This is a genomic window from Cohnella herbarum, from assembly GCF_012849095.1.
Taxonomy (GTDB): Bacteria; Bacillota; Bacilli; order Paenibacillales; family Paenibacillaceae; genus Cohnella; species Cohnella herbarum.
The window spans coordinates 5,250,181-5,268,271 of the sequence record NZ_CP051680.1; the positions used below are offsets into that span (position 1 = coordinate 5,250,181).

The 18,091-nt window shown below is 52.8% G+C and carries 6 protein-coding genes; 1 reads left to right on the top strand and 5 read right to left on the bottom strand.

What is annotated here, in order from left to right; translation table 11 throughout:
- Positions 1-284 precede the first annotated feature (284 nt).
- A complete protein-coding gene (locus tag HH215_RS22450; RefSeq protein WP_169281931.1) occupies positions 285-719 on the bottom strand; it encodes a hypothetical protein in 435 nt (144 codons plus the stop codon).
- Positions 703-921: a helix-turn-helix transcriptional regulator gene (locus tag HH215_RS22455; protein ID WP_169281932.1), complete on the bottom strand. Its 219-nt coding sequence runs from the start codon at positions 919-921 to the stop codon at positions 703-705. Before HH215_RS22455 ends, HH215_RS22450 begins: the two co-directional genes overlap by 17 nt.
- A gap of 641 nt (positions 922-1,562) precedes the next feature.
- Between HH215_RS22455 and HH215_RS22460 the strand changes: the two genes are divergently transcribed.
- Complete coding sequence (locus HH215_RS22460; RefSeq protein WP_169281933.1) at positions 1,563-1,964, top strand: RidA family protein; 402 nt, start codon at positions 1,563-1,565, stop codon at positions 1,962-1,964.
- A 547-nt stretch (positions 1,965-2,511) separates the two neighbouring features.
- Here the strand turns inward: HH215_RS22460 and HH215_RS22465 are convergent.
- From HH215_RS22465 to HH215_RS22475, 3 genes are all read right to left on the bottom strand, one after another.
- Positions 2,512-11,406, bottom strand: a complete 8,895-nt coding sequence (locus HH215_RS22465) for an S-layer homology domain-containing protein (RefSeq protein ID WP_169281934.1) — start codon at positions 11,404-11,406, stop codon at positions 2,512-2,514.
- A 10-nt stretch (positions 11,407-11,416) separates the two neighbouring features.
- The gene (locus tag HH215_RS22470; protein WP_169281935.1) at positions 11,417-14,722 is read right to left on the bottom strand and encodes a cadherin-like beta sandwich domain-containing protein; all 3,306 of its coding nucleotides are present in this window, start codon (positions 14,720-14,722) and stop codon (positions 11,417-11,419) included.
- 180 nt (positions 14,723-14,902) lie between these two features.
- The gene (locus tag HH215_RS22475; RefSeq protein WP_169281936.1) at positions 14,903-17,500 is read right to left on the bottom strand and encodes a winged helix-turn-helix domain-containing protein; all 2,598 of its coding nucleotides are present in this window, start codon (positions 17,498-17,500) and stop codon (positions 14,903-14,905) included.
- Positions 17,501-18,091: the final 591 nt, after the last annotated feature.

Here is an 18,091-nt window from a genome sequence, read left to right on the forward strand (position 1 = left end):
ACATCTTTAATTCGTCTTTGGTAGCGTTGTTGTTTGAACAGGAAATGTCCCATAATAATTATTAATCGTTTGGCCAACAAAATAGACGTTATTCTCCTTCAATCATAATCCCGTTCCACAATAAGGACATTTGAATCCTTATTTATTAAAGCAAATTCTATCTTAGAAACACGGACTGAACCACGGACTGTGCATCCGGATTGTATGGTTATTGTATGTCCTTTCATCCCTCCGTTATACCAAGTATGGTTGCTGTGGTTGCTTACAGCTCGGCGTTATTTCAGTTACATTTTTTTAGCATAATGATTAAACAGGAAGATTCCTAATCCGATTTGAAAGACAAAAACGCCGCTTAGCACAGTGACTACAATCTTATCTATTCCTATTAAACTAAACACGACAGTCAATGCCATTAGGATGTAAAAAATAATAATATTTGTTTTCCAGCCTGCTTTTTCTTTTATTCTTATCTTCCGTTCGTCTTTAGCCTCAATTTTACTCGTTCTAATTTTTGCATCGTACTTCACTTTGTTCTTAGGCTTATTCAGCCATAACAAATGCACCATATTTCCTAATCCGAGCACCACAAGAACTGAACCAACGCCAAAGAGCAAGCCGGCAATTCCTTTTAGCTTCTCCTCGATTAAAATAAATTCACCCATATAAGCCGCACTAGCACCAACAATTGTTAAGAGCACCCATCTACCTATCGTTTTCATTTTCCCGCTCCTCCTCATAAATGAAAATATCTTCTATGTTCATTTCAAAAAAACGTGCAATCTTAAATGCAAGAATGATGGATGGGTTATACCTACCATTTTCAAGTGAACCAATCGTTTGCCTGGATACTTCCAACTTATCCGCTAGTTCTTCTTGTTTTATTCCAAGCTTCTTTCTTATTTCTTCTAGTCGGTTCTTCAAACAATCACTCCTCGAAAAGGAAAGCTTACTTTCCTTAAGCATACAAACAATTAACATAAATGTAAAGCTTACTTTCCATTGATTTTCAAAAAAATTATGGGCTTGTATATAAGGCTGTAAACAAATAATTTTAGGTGTAATTAGACATATAATCGGATTTTCTTGTAGCGGGTTTCCGCGTATTCATACATCCTTTACGAGTTGGCCTTTTTAATCTCTTTTTCTGGTCACAATAATCGCCCCTCTATAGCCCCTTCCTCCATCACTCCTCCAGTACTCTACACACTTCTTGACAACCGAATTCTTCGCCGTCACTTATGATAAGATTCACCGTATCACTCAAACAGCGAAATACATAATGCCTTATACTATCAGTCGGGTTCTACTACAGTTTTTCTTGAGTTCATGTTATTATTTTGTTGCAAGGTTTTTGATTATAAGTATGAAGGGGGGAATACCTAATGAAGAAGAGATCGATTAAATATTTATCTTTTGGTATTGGGTATTCAACTGCTGTTTTTTTCTAGAATTAATATCGACGGGATAGGTCTGTCATCTATTAATTGAAATTAAAAAACAGTGAAAATATTTAGCCTATCTATAGTTAGATATTTTCTACTTATAAGGAGACTTTACAAACGATGAACTTAAATAATAATGTAATTCATAGATATAATCCGGAAAATATAGCGAAACCCGTTGGAAACTATAGTCATGTGACTAAAATAAGCAGAAACGCTGAAATGTATGTTTTTTCCGGTCAGATTGGTATCGATCAGAACAACAATATCCCCACGGATTTTAATCAACAAGTGACAAATACAATGAGTAATATTGTTGAAATCCTTTCCTCTCAAAAGTTAACTCCTGATCATGTCGTTAAAATCAACATTTGGGCCACAGAAGAAATTGATTGGGATCATTTCAATGCCATTTGGAATAAAGTATTCGGTCCCACTCCTCCTTCAATGACGGTTGCTTATATTAAAGGATTAGGTTTACCTGAATTAAAAATTGAATTAGATGTTTGGGCTGCTGGTTAAAATTCAAATATGATTCCCTTTACGCAAAACGTGCCTTAGAAGCGATTCTAGAGGCACGTTTTTTCTCTATCATTCAGTACCGATTACTACTGGTCATAAAGCACCTGACGTTACGTTCCATATGTATCTAATATAAAAGTTAGTTTCATTCATGCCTCCTTAGACAATATCAAGTGGGACCTTGATTCGAACTTCGTCGGGGCTATGATCAAGCCTACATAATAATGCACGGAAGGCCACCGAAGTAATCGGCGGCCTAAACGAGCGTGTTCAACTATCGTTTCCCGGCACACTCAAAATGTAATTGTAAAATGTACATTTAGTGTCGTCCAAATTCCTCGTTTCCACGTTCTAAATGTAAAAAGTACAATTAGATCGATTGATTTCGTCTGCAATCGAAATATTCTCCTGATCTAGTTGCAGGTTTTACACTTAGTCATAGGAGAAAGAAAAACTCCCCAAACTAGTTGTAGGTTGTACACTTAGGTGTACAAGATTTCCAGGTTTACTCTAAATTGCTGAGTCGCTTATTTCAAATGCCACTCGTCTACTCGCCTTTGATCGGCGCGTCTTTCTCCTGCCGATCGATCAAACGCATTAATATGACCACGATCTCCGCGCGCGTCGCGTTAGACGCAGGCAGGAACGTCGAATCCGGATATCCGTTGATTACGCCATTGGAAGACAGGATATTCACGCTATTCGCGGCCCAAGACGGGATCATGTCCCCGAAAGTCTTGCTGTTGCCGACGTCCGCCATCAGCCGGTAAGCGTTCTGGAACAATACCGCCACTTCCGCCCGCGTGACGAGCGAAGCTCCATTGACATAAAACTTGCCTTGGCGCTCCTTGCCCGTGACCAGGCCGTTCGCATAAGCGGCGGCAATGTACGGCCTGCTCCACTGCGCCAGCTCGTTCCAATCGGCGAAGTACGCCGCAGCAGCATCCAGATCGGCTTGCTTGCCAATCGCCAACTTTCTTGCTCTGACCAGCAACGCGATCGCTTCGTCTCTTCTCGTATGGCTGTTCGGAGCGAATATGTCCACCGTCCGACCGGATACGATGCCCAACTTGTAAGCTCGTTCGATTGCATCTTCGGCCCAAGCCGCTTCGTCATGCACGTCCTTGAACGCCTTCTTCGTTGGCGTTCCGTTGTCCGTCGAACCGTCGGTTCGGCCGCCATTCGTCGAAGGCTTACCGCCCGAGCCCGTATTCGTGCCGCTTTCCGTACCCGTGCCTGTTCCCGGGCTAGCGGGTTGGCTTCCTTTAATGATCGAGACATCGTCTTGCGCGACGTTCCCCACGGAATCGATAGCCGTGACGGTACTGTAAGCTTGCGTACCGGAACCGAGCGCGCCGCTTAAGCTAAATTGACCCTCATTGTCCGCCGTTGTGCGATTTCCCTGGTCGTCAATCACGGTCGCGTAAGGAACCGTGCTGCCTAGAATTCGGTACCGTCCGGCCGAATCGGCGACGATCTTGCCATCCATTCCCGTCTCGACGAACAAAGCAGGCGGGAGACCCTTGTAGTGGACAGCCAATCCGTACTCGGATATGTCGCCTTGATCGTTCTCGGCGACGATTCGCAGCAAGGTTGATCCCGCGTCTCCGTCGACGGTTATCGGTACGGAAACCCGACTCTCATAATCGTCGCTAGCGTAGACTTGAACGAACCTCGGCAGATTCGTGTTTTCGTCGATCGTTCCGTCGCTTTGCCATACGATGAACTTAGCGTCCAGCTCTTGCGTCTGTCCGTCCTCTTCGCTCACATATGTGGTCGCGGCTTCCAGCGTAAAGTCACCGCCTACCGTAAGCACATTGCCCAGCAGCGAATCGTTCGCTATGGTGCCTGCGCTAGGCTTAACGTGAATGACAGGGTTCTTGACCAGTGGAACGTCGACGATGTCCGTCACCGTTGTCGCTCCGTAAATATAGGATGAGTTCATCTCCGCGTCGTCCGCGTAGGCGAACGGAGTGACGGCAAGCCTGTAGCTGTTGCCCGAATCAATCCCGCCGAAGTCGAGGCTGAACTGTCCGTTCACCTCGTCGCTAGCCGCGACTTGATACTCGATCGGTCTACCGGCATGCGCGACCTGGTTACCCGTCGGATTGCCGTCACTACCGATCTCGTCCGTGTACATCAAAGGTGACATGACGGCATTTCCGTCGGCATCGTACATCCGAACGAGATAACCGTCCGCGTCCGAGACGACGCTCCACGCAGCATGTATCGTGCCGCTGCCGCCTGCGGACACGGTTACGCCGCTTATTGAGCCGGGCGCGAGCGGATTGACGACGCTCATCGCCTCCTTCGCATTCACGCTCGCATACGGAATCGATCTGGAGGCGTCGGACATCGGCTTGCCGACCAGCGTCACTCTCGCGTAATACTGCCCGCTTTGCAGATAGTTCAAATCTTGCTCCGTGAACGTATAGCTGCCGGATGCCGCTTTGTCCGTCACGTCCGCTCCGTCGATATCTACCGTGTGGACCAGTACACCCGCGATTCTGGCGTTCGGATCGTCGCCGTTGTCCGTCGACAGACGGACTTCGACTTGATAGTCTTCCGTCGCGGTATCCAGACCCGACAAATCCCAGCTTACCTTATGCGTCCCCGCATCGTAGGAAGTACCGGCGATCTTCGGAATCGGCGCAATGGCGATGATCGAGCTGCCGAACGGCTGGCCGGACGTAATCGTCCAATCACCCGCTTGTGCGCGCAGGCGAATCATGACCGTGCTCTCGGATACGACCGATGCGTTCGCGTTTGGATCGTCGTAATAAGGCGTTCCGTCATCCAACGTTTCCGGATACGTCAAGCCGTAGGGATTGCCGCTCGGGTCCAATATGCGAAGATCTTCCGGGTCAGCGGATACGAGCACCGCATAATCTTCCGTCAAGTCTGCCGGGAAAGACACCGTATGCTCCGTTCCATCAGCGTTGGTCGAGATCGCCGGCTCGACCGCAAGCGTCCTAAGCAGACTTCGCGAGCCGCCGCTCGACGCGACGAGCCGCACGTTGGAGAATGCGTTAATCTGTCCGACCTCCGCGCCATTCTCGTCGTACACGGTCTGTCCCTCCGGTCCCGTCTGCGCCGAAGCGAAGCTGCGACGCCCCACGCTAACGGAGCCGCTGCCGAACCCATAGTTCACCTTAAATCCGAAACCGAGAATGCTGAACGACGCGTAGGCGTTCGTATTGCTCAGCCCGACGTCGCTGTTGAGCAACGTATACGGACCGATGGAAAACAGCCCGACTTCGATCTCCGGCACTTGGAGCTTCCCTCGCAATTGACCATTCAGATTGAAGCCGTTGTTTCTGTAATAAGTAAGGTTGGCATTGCCGCCTGCCAGAATGACCGAGAAGTTCTTCAAGATATTAGCGGCGATCTGCATTTGATACGATACGGAAGAATTGGTCACGTAGATGCCCGCCTCGAACTTATCGAAGATCTGCATCTTCAGCAGAGTAGGGTTCCCGGACAGGCTAATCTGGGAAGGCCCGATCGCGAGCTCTACATCATTGAATTCGAGCAGGCCAGTGCCTGGAATAAGACTTCCGACTTCGAAATCGCCATTGAGCAAAATCAAGATCGGTGCGACGCCCTTATAGTTGCCGCTGATCGTGTCCGCTAGGCCCGAGACGCCTCCGCCGACTCTCGTCAGCTTCGCGATCGGCGTCATCGGCGTTACCGGAATTCCGTTCTCTAATCCGACAATGATCTTGATCGAATCGGGTATGAACTGACCGGTCGCGCCATTCTTTCTCAGACTCATGCTCGAAGCAAAATTCGCTAGCTTGGCGTCTATGTCAAACGCGACGGCGTACTTGCCGTCGAACGTATCGATCGAGCCTTCCGCGCTGCCGTTAATTCCGAAGCCGCCGAGTAGCTTTTGCGATATATCCGTGCCCGGTGTAAAGGAGCCGTCCGCCGTAACCCCTTGGAAGCTCAAATTCCCTTTACCGTCCATGCCGTACTGGAGACGATCGATGTTCAGGTCGATCCCTACCACGTTGCTGCCCGGCAGTGCCATGCCGACATAGATTCTTCCGTCGAAGATGACGGCGTTACCGAGCAGCGTTGCCCCCGTAATGCCGGCCTGCATACCGCTCCCCACAACGGTCAACTTGTTCTGGTTATGGATGGCGACCTCGATGTTCCGCTTAGACGGATCCTCTAATTCCCCGTCCTCGTCCCTCGCATACTCGGAAATATACTCGATACCCTTATCCAGCCTGATCGAGCCGTCAGCCGTCGACATGATGCTGAACGAGCCCGCGGTCATGTTGACTTTTCCCATCGTCAGCTTGACCGTGCCGTCGGTATCGTCGCGCACATTGAGCAAGCTTTGCGTGTCCGGCAGGTAGACTGCAAGGCCGCCGTTAACGGTCGTCGTTCCGCTGAACACGTATTCGCCCCTCATGTTCGGATTGGCCGTGAAGCTGCCTTTGATCGTCATGATCGGTGTGCGATTACCCAACTGCTGCGTCAAGTCCTTCTCGCTTTCCGAGACGATGACGGAATGATTGAATTGGCTATCCGAGACAACAGCCATATAACCGAACTTAGTGTGGCTTAAGTTCTCGGTTGCCGGTATCGTAACGGATCGCTGTACGCCATTGCTGGACACGTAATATGTGACGTCCAACGTACGGGACATCATATTGAAGGGTACTTGGACGACCAGGGAGGTCGCCGTCGCATCTGTTACGGTAGCTGCCAGCGTCGGATTCGGCGACGTGCCGATGAACACTTGTCCCTGGCCGTTCATATTCGTTCCGAATACGTTAATCGATTTGAATATGCCTGCCAATCTGGAATTCGGCGAGACGGAGGCGATATTCCTGAGCTTAGTTGCGCCCGGCGCGCCGCCTGCGGCCGGAGAATGGGTATCGATCGCATCGTACAGCAATTCGACCAAATCGATACTGTTCTTCGTAATGGCCGGACAAGTGTATACGCTCTTCGTCTGATCCTGCGGATCGGACCTCACGTACGTGCAGGCATATACGGTCTTGTTGTTAAGCTTATCGCGGAACCGGACGATCGGCTTGTAGATTTTACTTGAGTCGCTCGGCGGCGCGAAGCTGAACGTAATCGGTTCGTTCAAGCTCGCCCTGTCCGGATAGTTCGAGAATTGCGCGGCGCTTGCCGTCGTTACGGGTATCGAGACGCTTTCGAACTTGGCGACAACTTTCAGCGTCGCGCCAGCCGTCAGTTGGACGGTAGACGCATAAGGCAGGATGCTGACATCGATTCTGGAGTCATAGGGGTTGGCCGGCTGTGTCTGCTTGACCAAGGAACTCGAAGATCCCGACACGCGGTACACTTGGACGTTAGCGACGTATTTCGCCGGATCTTTGTTCACGATCTGTACCTTAATCGTGTCTCCTGGATAATATTCCTCGAGATCGACTGTCATTTCCGCGCTCGCGTTCGTCGTAATCTCCGTCTGGACCGGGTTCGACACGATCTTCTCGATCACGACCGTGACGTTCGCATCGGTGAACGGCATAACGAACGAATACTTGCCGGTCGTAGAGTCTGGCATAACCGGTAACGCAACGTTCAGCAGGTCGGAGCGCACTTCGACCGTCTTAACCCTATAGATGCGACGATTGTAGCTACCCGGATCGACGGTGATGGTAGCGCCCGAATAATCAGTCGCCGGCTTACTCACGGTCGCCTGCACGAAGTTCGAACCGCCGGACAGCTTCGGAATTACGACGCCAGGAATCGTCGCTTGCACCGCTATGTTATGCGCGGCTTTGCCGTCCGTCGACGTCACCGAAAGGTAGATCGGCTCGCTCGGCATCGAGAAAGAGTAGCCGAATCGATAGCTCGTCGTATCGAACAGCGTATTCGTCACGGATGACGTTTTGGACGTGTTTTTGCCTACGATCTGTACGCCCGCCGGAATAAGCCCGCTCGACGTCGTCTGCATCTTCAACGGATCGCCGGTAAGAAAGTAATAATAATTGCCGTATTCGTAAGGATATTGGCTTCTTGGAGTCGATAGAGCATATTCAATCGTCGGATTCGTGAATCCGATCAGATTGCGAATATCGATTCGCTGAGCGGTATCTGCGTTCACCGTTACCGTAATCAGCCTGGCCGCCGCCGACGCATTATGGTCGATCGTGATCTTCAAGCTCCACGGACGATTTTGCGCGACGCCATTCGCTACGGTTTGCACGCTTATCGGCACGTTGTTGCCAAGACTATCTTTGACGATAATGCTCTTGACCATCGCGGCGGTGAGCGGCGCGGACGGATTCGTCGTATCGATGGATTCGTTGACGAGCGTAATGCTGTAGTCGTTCTCCGCAGAGACGATCAACCCCTGCAAGGGGATGAGCGTGCTGCCCGAATACGCGCGGAAGTCGGTCGTGTTGTTCACGTTGACCCTTACCGTGTCGGTAATCGCCGTCTCCGGCCAAGTGACGATGATCGTGAGCGTATCGTTCGTCGCGCTTGTTGACGACACCTGTGCCGTGAACGTGCCCGGTGTGTTTAGGTTGGCGATGTTGATTGATCCGTACGCTCCCGCGTTAAATCGATAGTCTGCCGCCGCGGTGAGCACGTACTTAGTCTTATAGCTCTTCCCGATTGCAAATGTCCCGCCCACCGGCTGATACGTGCTGCCGTTATCGGCAGACCAGAAAATGTTTGAGGTGGCATGGTTGAAAATATTGCTCCCGTTCGACTGGGTCGCCCCCGTAACCGGAGCCGCCGTTCCGATCGAGATGTCCGCGGGAACAATCGTTGACGCTCCCGTTGCCGGCCATGTCACCACGATAGTTAACGTGTCGTTCGACGAGCTTGCCGTAGATACCGTCGCGGTGAATGGGCTTGCGCCCAGATTGGCGATTCGTCCCGAAAGATCTCTCGCCCCGTTCTTATCGTAGACGCCTGCCGTCGAATCGAACGCGTAACCAGCCATAGATGTCAGCACGTATTTCGTCTTATACACCTTAGCCGCGGCGTACGTGCCGCCTGCTGCCGCGTAGGAGACTCCCCCGTCGCTTGACCAGGTAACGGACCCCGTCGCATGCGCGAACGTATTCGTCCCGTTCGCCTGGGTGGCGCCCGTCGCCGGCGCGATCGTTCCGATCGAGATGTCCGCAGCCGTGAGCGTGGCCGCGCCCGTTGCCGGCCAAGTGACTTCGATCGTTAACGTATCGTTTGCCGTGGCCGACGTGGATACGTCCGCGCTGAGCGCAACTCCTCCAAGGTTCTCGACGGCGACGGTATTGTAAGCATGCATCGCCGAATCGAACTTATAGCCCCCAGCCGCGGTTAGCACGTATTTCGTTTTATAAACCGTATTCGGCGCATAGGCCCCGCTTGCTCCCGCATAAGAGAGGCCCCCGTCGCTTGACCAGGCAATGCTAACGGTAGCATGTGGAAACGTATTGGCGCCGTCCGCCATACTCGCGCCGGATACCGGCACGATTGTCCCGATCAAGAGCTCGTTCGCAGCGATCGTTGCCAACGCCGTTGACGGCCAAGTCACCGTAATCGTTAACGTGTCATTGGACGTGCTTGTCGTCGACACTTGCGTAACGACCGTGCCGGAACCTAAGTCCGAGATCGAGATCGAACCGTAAGCACCCGCCGTTGGATCGAATACGTATCCCGCTTCCGCGGTCAGCACGTACTTCGTCTTGTACGCCTTGCCGGGGGCGAACTTACCGCTCGCGGAAGCGTAGGACGCACCATTGTCGGCGGACCACGTCACACTCGCCGTTGTATGCGCTAAAGCGTTCGTGCCGTTCGCGATGTTCGCCCCCGTTACCGGAGCGACCGTACCGATCGACATTCCCGACGCGTCAATGGTTGTGAACGGCGCCGCCGCAGTCTGCGGCCAAGTGACGACGACCGTCAACGTACCGTTCGACGCGCCCGATACGACCGCGGTATACGTACCCGATCCGAGATTAGCGATGCGGCTCGTCAACGTCTTCGCCCCGCCCGCTTCGTATACGCCTGCAGCGTTATCAAAGAAATAGCCCGCTTCCGCAGCGATAACATATTTCGTTTTATAAGTCGTTACGAAGGCGTAGGTGCCGCCCGCCGGATTGTAGGTCGCTCCGTTGTCTGCAGACCAATTCACCTCGGCCGTTGCATGGTTGAGCGTATTGACTCCGTCCGCCACCGCAGCCTCCGCGACCGGCGCCAGCGTGCCGATAGAGATATCGTTCGGCAGGAGGAGCCCTGTCCGGGGCCAGATGACCTTAATCGATATCTCGCCTGGTGCATTTTCGTACACCTGGAACGTACCCGATCCAAGATTCGCAATGCGGCTCGACAGATCTCTGGCCCCGTCCTTTAAATAAGCCGACCTCGAATCGAAGGTATAGCCGTTCGCCGCCTTGAGAACATACTCCGTTGCGTAAGTCATTCCGGAAACGAACGGATCTCCCTCATCCAAGTAGGCAAAGGGAGTCTCTTGACTCCAATCCACATAAGTGACCGTCGCATGGTTGAATACGTTCGTTCCATTCGCCACGACGCCGGATGGCACAGGGGCAACAGTGCCGATCGAAATATCGGAAGCCCCGATGACGATCTGCCCCGATCCTGCATCGGTCGACTCCCAACCTACGATGAGGGTCAAGGTGTCATTAGGACGAGTTACCGTCGATACTGTAGCCCCAGCCAACATACCCGTGCCAAGATTGGCGATGCGTCCCGCCAACGACTTGGCTCCGTTCTTGTAGATTCCGCTCGTGGTATCGAAGGCATACCCTGCGTTGGCCGTGATGACATATTTCGAGTAATAGTACATGTTAGCCGCGAAAGTTCCACTTGCCGGACCAAAAATAGTGCCATTGTTGGACCAAGTAATAACGGCCGTGGCTTTGTTGAACGTATTCGCGCCGTCCGCGATCGCCTCGCCTGTTACCGGAGCAATCGTACCGATCGAAATATCGGAGGGCTCGATCGTTGCGTTCGGCCACGTGATTACGATCGTCAGCGTATCGTTTAAAGAGAACCCTTGGCTTACGGTCGCGGTGAAAGTCGCCGCGAACGGTCCCGAGCCTAAGTTGGCGATGCTGCCCGTTATGTCTTTCGCGCCGTTCTTCTCATATGCGCCGGACACCGGATCGAACACATAGCCCGAGTTTGCCGTCAGCACGTATTTGGTCCGGTAGACCGTGCTATGCGCGAAAGCGCCGCTCGCGGCGGCGTAGCTTGTCCCATCTGACGACCAGGTCACAGCCGCGGTTCCGCCGCCGAACGAGACCATTCCGTCGGAGATAGCCGCCCCGTTCACCGGAGCCGCCGTTCCAATAGCGATATCGGCTGCGACAACGACCGCGTCCTCATCCGCCGACGCGGTCACGGGCACCATCGCACTTAGGAGCACTATCGATAAAATAATAGATACAAGCTTAGAAGCCATCCTTGTCCTCAAGTACGATCGCAAACGATTCATATTGTCCTCCTTAATCTATCCATTGAAGATCGACGTTGCGACAGACGGCCAGCATACGCAGAATTAAGGCGACTGCCTGCTCGCGCGTCGCGTAGGCGCTCGGATTAAACTTGTTGTCGCCTTGACCCTTCACCACGTCCGCGCCAGCCAGCAGTTCAATCCATTGACGTGCCCAGTTGCCGGTCGTATCCGCGAATGAGGCATTGCCAATAGACTCATCGAAAATCATGAGCCGTGCTAGAATTGCTGAAATCTCGGCCCGGGAAATCTGCTGATTCGGCTTGAAAGTCCCGTCGCCCATACCTTCAATGACGCCCGCGGCAGTCAAAGCGCCAATAGACGGTTCCGCCCAGTGACCCTTGGTATCGGATAAGGCTGTGCTCGCACCGCTCGCCGTATCGAGATACAGCGCGTTCGCTACCATTGCGGTGAATTCGGCGCGCGTTATGGAATCTGCGCCATGGAAGTTCCCGTCGGGTTTCCCTTGAACGATGCCCAAGCGCTGGGCGACTTGAATCGCTTCGAAGCTCCATCTACTCTCCTTCACATCGGCAAAGGGCTTGTATTCGTTCGCTTGAAGCGCGGTTAACGAGGATTCTCTCACCTTCGGCGCATTCGCGATCTTCTCGTTCAGCAATGGCCCGCGAGATACAGGCGATGCGATATTGTCGCTCGCTCTCGTTACGGTGAGCATGTAAGATTTCGTCGTGCCGTCCTCCGCCGTTACCGTGACCAAGATCGAATTGTCTCCGGTCTTGAGACTAATGGCGCCCGAGGCCGAACCGCTCGACACAGCCGCACCGTTCACCTTCACCGTTGCCACGCGGTCTGTAACCGACGGCGCGACAGTCAAGCTGCTTACGCTATTTGCCACGCTGACCGAATAACTCGTCGTGCCCGATGCGAACGCCGGGCTCAGGCTGCCGCTCGACAGCGTTAACCCACTTAGGCGCGCGTCATTGCTCCTGCTGACGCTGATGCCGCCCCCGCTCGTTGCCGCTGGAGCCCTCGTCACCGTTACGGTGTACGTGCTCGTGGTCGTTCCGTCTTGCGCCGTTACCACGACCGGGATTGCGTTCGCACCTACGATTAAACTAATCGCACCTGAGGCCGCTCCGCTTGCCACTCCAACGCCATCTACCGTCACCGTTGCGTTGCTATGACTCACCGTCGGCATCATCGTAATGCTGCCAACGGCGTTCGCCACACTTGCCGCATAACCTGTCGTGCCGGATGCGAACGTCGGGCTTAGAGTGCCGCTCGATAGCGCTAACCCGCTCAAGCTCGCATCGTTGCTCGGCGCCCTAGTTACCGTCACGGTGTACGTGCTAATTGTCGTTCCATTTTGCGCCGTCACCACGACCGGGATCGCGTTCGCGCCTACGTTCAAGCTAATCGCACCCGAGGCCGCTCCGCTTGCCACCTCAACGCCATCTACCGTCACCGTTGCGTTGCTATCACTCACCGTCGGCGTCACCGTAATGCTGCCAACGGCGTTCGCCACACTTGCCGCATAACCTGTCGTGCCCCATGCAAACGTCGGGCTTAGAGTACCGCTCGACAGCGCCAAACCGCTCAAGCTCGCATCGTTGCTCGGCGCCCTAGTTACCGTCACGGTGTACGTGCTAATTGTCGTTCCATCTTGCGCCGTCACCACGACCGGGATCGCGTTCGCGCCTACGTTCAAGCTAATCGCACCCGAGGCCGCTCCGCTTGCTACTCCAACGCCATCAACCGTCACCGTTGCGTTGCTATCACTCACCGTTGGCGTCACCGTAATGCTATTTACGTTGTTTGCCACGCTTGCCGAATAACCTGTCGTGCCCCATGCGAACGTCGGGCTTAGAGTGCCGCTCGATAGCGCCAAACCGCTCAAGCTCGCGTCATCCGACGCGCGCGTTACCGTCACGGTATACGTCTTCGCCGTTCCATCATGCGCCGTAACTTCGATTGGAATCAGATTAGCTCCTACGCTCAGGTTGATCGCGCCCGATGCCGTTCCGCTTGTCACCGGCGCGCTATCGACGGTTACCGTCGCGTCGACGTCGCTTACCGTAGGCGTGACAGTGACGCTATATACGCTGAGCGATACGCTAGCCGTATAACTCGTCGTGCCCGATACGAAACCAGGGCTTAGACTGCCGCTGGATAACGTCAACCCGCTCAAGTTCGAATTGTTGGAGGGAGCAAGACGCCGAATTCGATTATTGCTCGAGTCCGCGATGTACAGCGTCCCGCTACTATGCAATGCGACCGCCGCCGGTAAATTCATCGGGGAAGCAGTCGCCACTATCCCGTCTCCAGAATAAGCAAAGCTTCCGTTGCCCGCAATCGTGGAGACGGTATTCGATGCCTTATTCAATATCCGAATCCGACTGTTGCCCGCATCGGCGATATACAAATTATCGTTACTGTCCATCGCCAATCCGATAGGTATGCTAATATACGCATGTTCGGCATCCGTTCTATCCGGCGAATAGCCAGGGTAGCCAACGCCGGTCACGGTGGAGATGTTCCCCGTTGAAGCTGCCACCATCCGAATTCTATGATTATTGGAGTCTGAAATATATAGATTGTCGACGCTGTCGACCGCCAGTCCGTAGGGAAAATTCAATTGATTCGCACTAGCAGGTCCGCCATCTCCGGAATAAGCCCCTTCGCTCGGTTGCCCTGTTCCAGTGCCTGCAACCGTGATAATTGTCCCTGACGTGCTTACTTTTCGAACCCGGTTATTGCCCGTATCCGCGATATAGAGATTCCCCGCCCTATCGAACGCCAGGGCAGTAGGACCGTTTAAATCGGCAAACGTCGCCGGGCCATTGTCTCCCAAATACCCCTTGTTCCCCGTACCTGCAACCGTGGTGATAATGCCATCGTCGGCATCCACTCTCCGTACCCTGTTATTGCCGGTATCCGAGATATACAGATTGCCGGCGGCATCGAACGCGATGCCGCTCGGATACGCCAACTGGGCATCCTCCGCCTGCCCTCCGTCTCCCGAGAACCCTTGAGCCCCGGTGCCCGCCACCGTCGTAATGATCCCGGTCGATTTATCGACTTTACGAACGCGATTGCCGCCGCTATCCGCAATATACAGATTGCCGTTGCTATCGAAAACAATGCCTCTCGGATCTTTGATTTCCGCATCCGTCGCCAAGCCCCCATCTCCCGAAGAGCCGTAGCTTCCCGTGCCCGCTACCGTGACAATAATATCGCCGTTCGCCGCATAAGCTTGTCCCCTGAACAACAGAGACAAGGATGTCGTCACTAACATAAAAGCCAATATAGAGGCCATAAACCGTCTCCATTTACGCATGCCCGTTCCCCCTATCAAACTATGCCACCGCCAATTTTATAGAAAAAGCGACACTAGCACATCTATAGAAAGTTATAAAAAGCGTAAAAAACGCGTATATTGTCGAACAGAGTCTGCTGCTTGCCCATCAAAAAAAAGCACGGCTCTCCAACGGGAGAAACCGTGCCTTGTTCGCATGATTTAGTCTATCCATTTATGCTCTCTTGCTTTCTTAATCGCCTGCACTCGCGTACGGACGTCCAGTTTCTCATAGATATGGCTGGCGTGACTTTTTACTGTTCCCTCCGTAATATCCATATCCAGTGCGATCTGCTTATTGGACATCCCTTCGGCCATGAGACGGACAATCTCCACCTCGCGATTGGTCAGCCGTTCGATCTGCGGCTTTTTTTTGCGGCTCACCTCTACCCGAATCGGTACTGCCATTTCCTGCTGAGAAAGATGGAGTACCCGAAGCAGACTAACGGCATAGTCAGGCGGAAAAGAGGTCTCGGGCTTTGAACGGTTGTCTTGCCGTTCTTTCACATAAGCGGATAGAATCTCCGCCATGACGGCGCCTTCGTCCACGAAACTGCGAACGAACCTTTGCGGCCACGCCAAGCGCAGTGCGGTCTCCAGCAAGTCGAGCGCTTTTCTCGTTTGCCCGCTGCGATATTGCATCACGCTTTGCAAGATGACTATTTTGATTCGTTCTCGAAGACGATCCTCTTTCCAGAACAGCTGCTGCAACCGTTCCGACAACAACATCGCTTCGTCCGTCCGCCCGCAAGCGGCGAGCACCCTCGCTAAAGCCGCATATTCGGCTGCGCCGTTCAACGATATCTCATCCGTCGAGGCCATGCCGTATCGTTCGAGCCATCTCATCGCCGCTTGCAGGGAGCCCTGTCGGACGGCCAAGCAAGCTTGCTCCGCTTCTATTTTCCGAAGAAAGAGTTCATAATCCGGAGATTCGATTTGTATCGTCAACCTCTCCAGCAGCTCCGCGGCCCGGACCGGATGGCCAAGCGCTTGCTGAATTCGCGAAGCGCTAATGTAAATTTGCATCATGCTCCGAGTGTTGGGCGGCGCGTCCTCGGGACGAAGGACCTGACCAATGCAGCGCTCAGCTTCCTCGAGCCGATTCCATTCATAGAGCAGCTTGCTATAAGAAGCTTGGAGCCGTCCGGCAAACGGATGCGTTTTTTTGCCCCCCCACCGGGTGATCCATTTCGACAGAAACGCAGCGGCGCCATGATAGTCGTTAATAAACGTCAAATGATCCTCGAATTCATCGTAACCGTTATACCGATTGTCCCCGATCATTTGCAAGAAACTGCCTTCCGGCGCATATTGGTCAACCCGCTCGAAGTAGTCCGAGACCTTGGGCAGATCTTTCCTGAAATACCAGGAGGTCGCGCACAGGTAGTAAATATTGCCCATGACGTTCTTCCATTCCTTCTCGTCCATCGTCCCTTGCAGCGCTTCATAGCGGATTTTGGCCTGCTCTATTTTTACCGAGGCTTTATCCCATTGCCGAATTCCAATAAGAAGGAGCAGATAGAACATTTCGACCATAGGACGCCTGGAAATGTAACTCTCCGGCAGCTGCAGGATCCATCTGCTTAGCGCGGCGAATTTCTTTTGCATGAAGGCTTGAAGATTGTTTTCGATTACCCGGACGACATCCTCGTACTGTCTACCCTCCAGGTAATGTTCCGCCGCTTCTTCAACGAATCCATGGCTTTCCAGCCAACGAGCCGCATGGACATGCTTTTGCGCCCATTGCCCGGGATGGGTTCGAACATACATTCGCCGCAAGAAGTCGGACATTAAATGATGATAACGATACCAGCGCCTTCGATCGTCCAGAGGGGTAATGAATAAATTCCACTGCTCCAATCGCTCCAACTGCTCCTGGCCGTTCAACTGACCCGTTACGGCTTCGCACAAGGAATGATTCATGCGGGTTAGCACGGAGGTTTGGAGCATAAAAGCGCGGGTGGCCTCCGGTAGATGAAGGTACACCTCCTCCAGCAAATAATCGGAAATACGAGTTTGGTGGCTGCTGAATTGCCGGATGGATTCCGCGATATTATCGCTTCGCCTCAGAGAGATCGCCGCGAGGTGCAGACCGCTGATCCAGCCTTCCGTCTGCTCGTACAACTGCGCGAACTGCTCCCTGGACAGCGATAAACCCGCGGTTTCCCGGAAGAAAGCCTGTCCTTCGTCGGGTTGAAACCGCAGATCGCGAACCATAATCTGCCGCATCTCCCCTTTGGCCGTGAGCCTGGCGGTCGGGATGGGCAGATCGGCACGGCTGGCGATATATAGATGGATATGAGGAGGTAAATGGTCCACCAAATAACTTAGCGACCTCTGGATCGCGGAAAGCTCAATGCAATGATAGTCGTCCAGCACGATCGCAAGTTCGTCGCGCAACTGATTCAATTCGTTCAGCATAGCCGCGACCGCAGGCTCCGAGGACACGAAAGACGCCGACGGTCCTTTCTCCAGCAGCGGCAAAACCGTCTGCCCGAAGCCGGGAGCTTGCTCCTGAATGGAAGAGGTCACATAGGTCCAGAACGATACCCATTCGTCGTCCTGCTTATCCAGCGACAACCAGGCCACGGGAATTCCGCTCTGCCTGGCCCATTCAGTTAACACTGTCGTCTTCCCATAGCCGGCCGACGCGGAGATCAATGTCAGCTTCGCTTTGAGTCCCTCGTCTAGCTTGCGCATCAACCTCGGCCGTGGCACCGAATCATGGCGTTTATGCGGGATGTATAGTTTCGTCTTCACGACCAAGTGAAACCCCTCCAGGATCGATTTCTCTTCCCTTCGACCAAGTTGAACACGACAAAACCAACCCGGTTCTATACGTTCTGACCCTGCATTGTTGTTGGGAAAATGAACGTTGATAATGATCCTGTAGTAATAAGAAAGAAATCTCTATACTCATGGGGAAAATAATTGACTGGGGTAACGTTCTATGACAATTAAATAATAGGTAGACCGTGCATAATTGAAGAGATGGTTGGCTGAATGTCGCCGAGATTAAAATCAAAGCCCCATAAACATAATTCGCCTAAATTATCTAAAACCCTTCACTTTTTCTGCTCCCAGCAAGCGGTTACTGCCAATTTTTTCGCCGTCGCTTATGATAAGGTTCAGCTTAACGGGTTTATCGGCGAAAATTAAGGCAAGACCACATGATCGCAATCGATCACAACTCCTTTAAATCGCTCTGGCTAGACAGTTTGTTAGACGAATTACGCTCTCCGCCTAAGAAAAGCACCCCCTCACTTGAGCACTACGCTCAAATACAGAGAGGGTGCTATTTAAATGCTCGAAGCAGTTCCTTGTTGATCTTCCTTAAGTGATCAGCCCTGT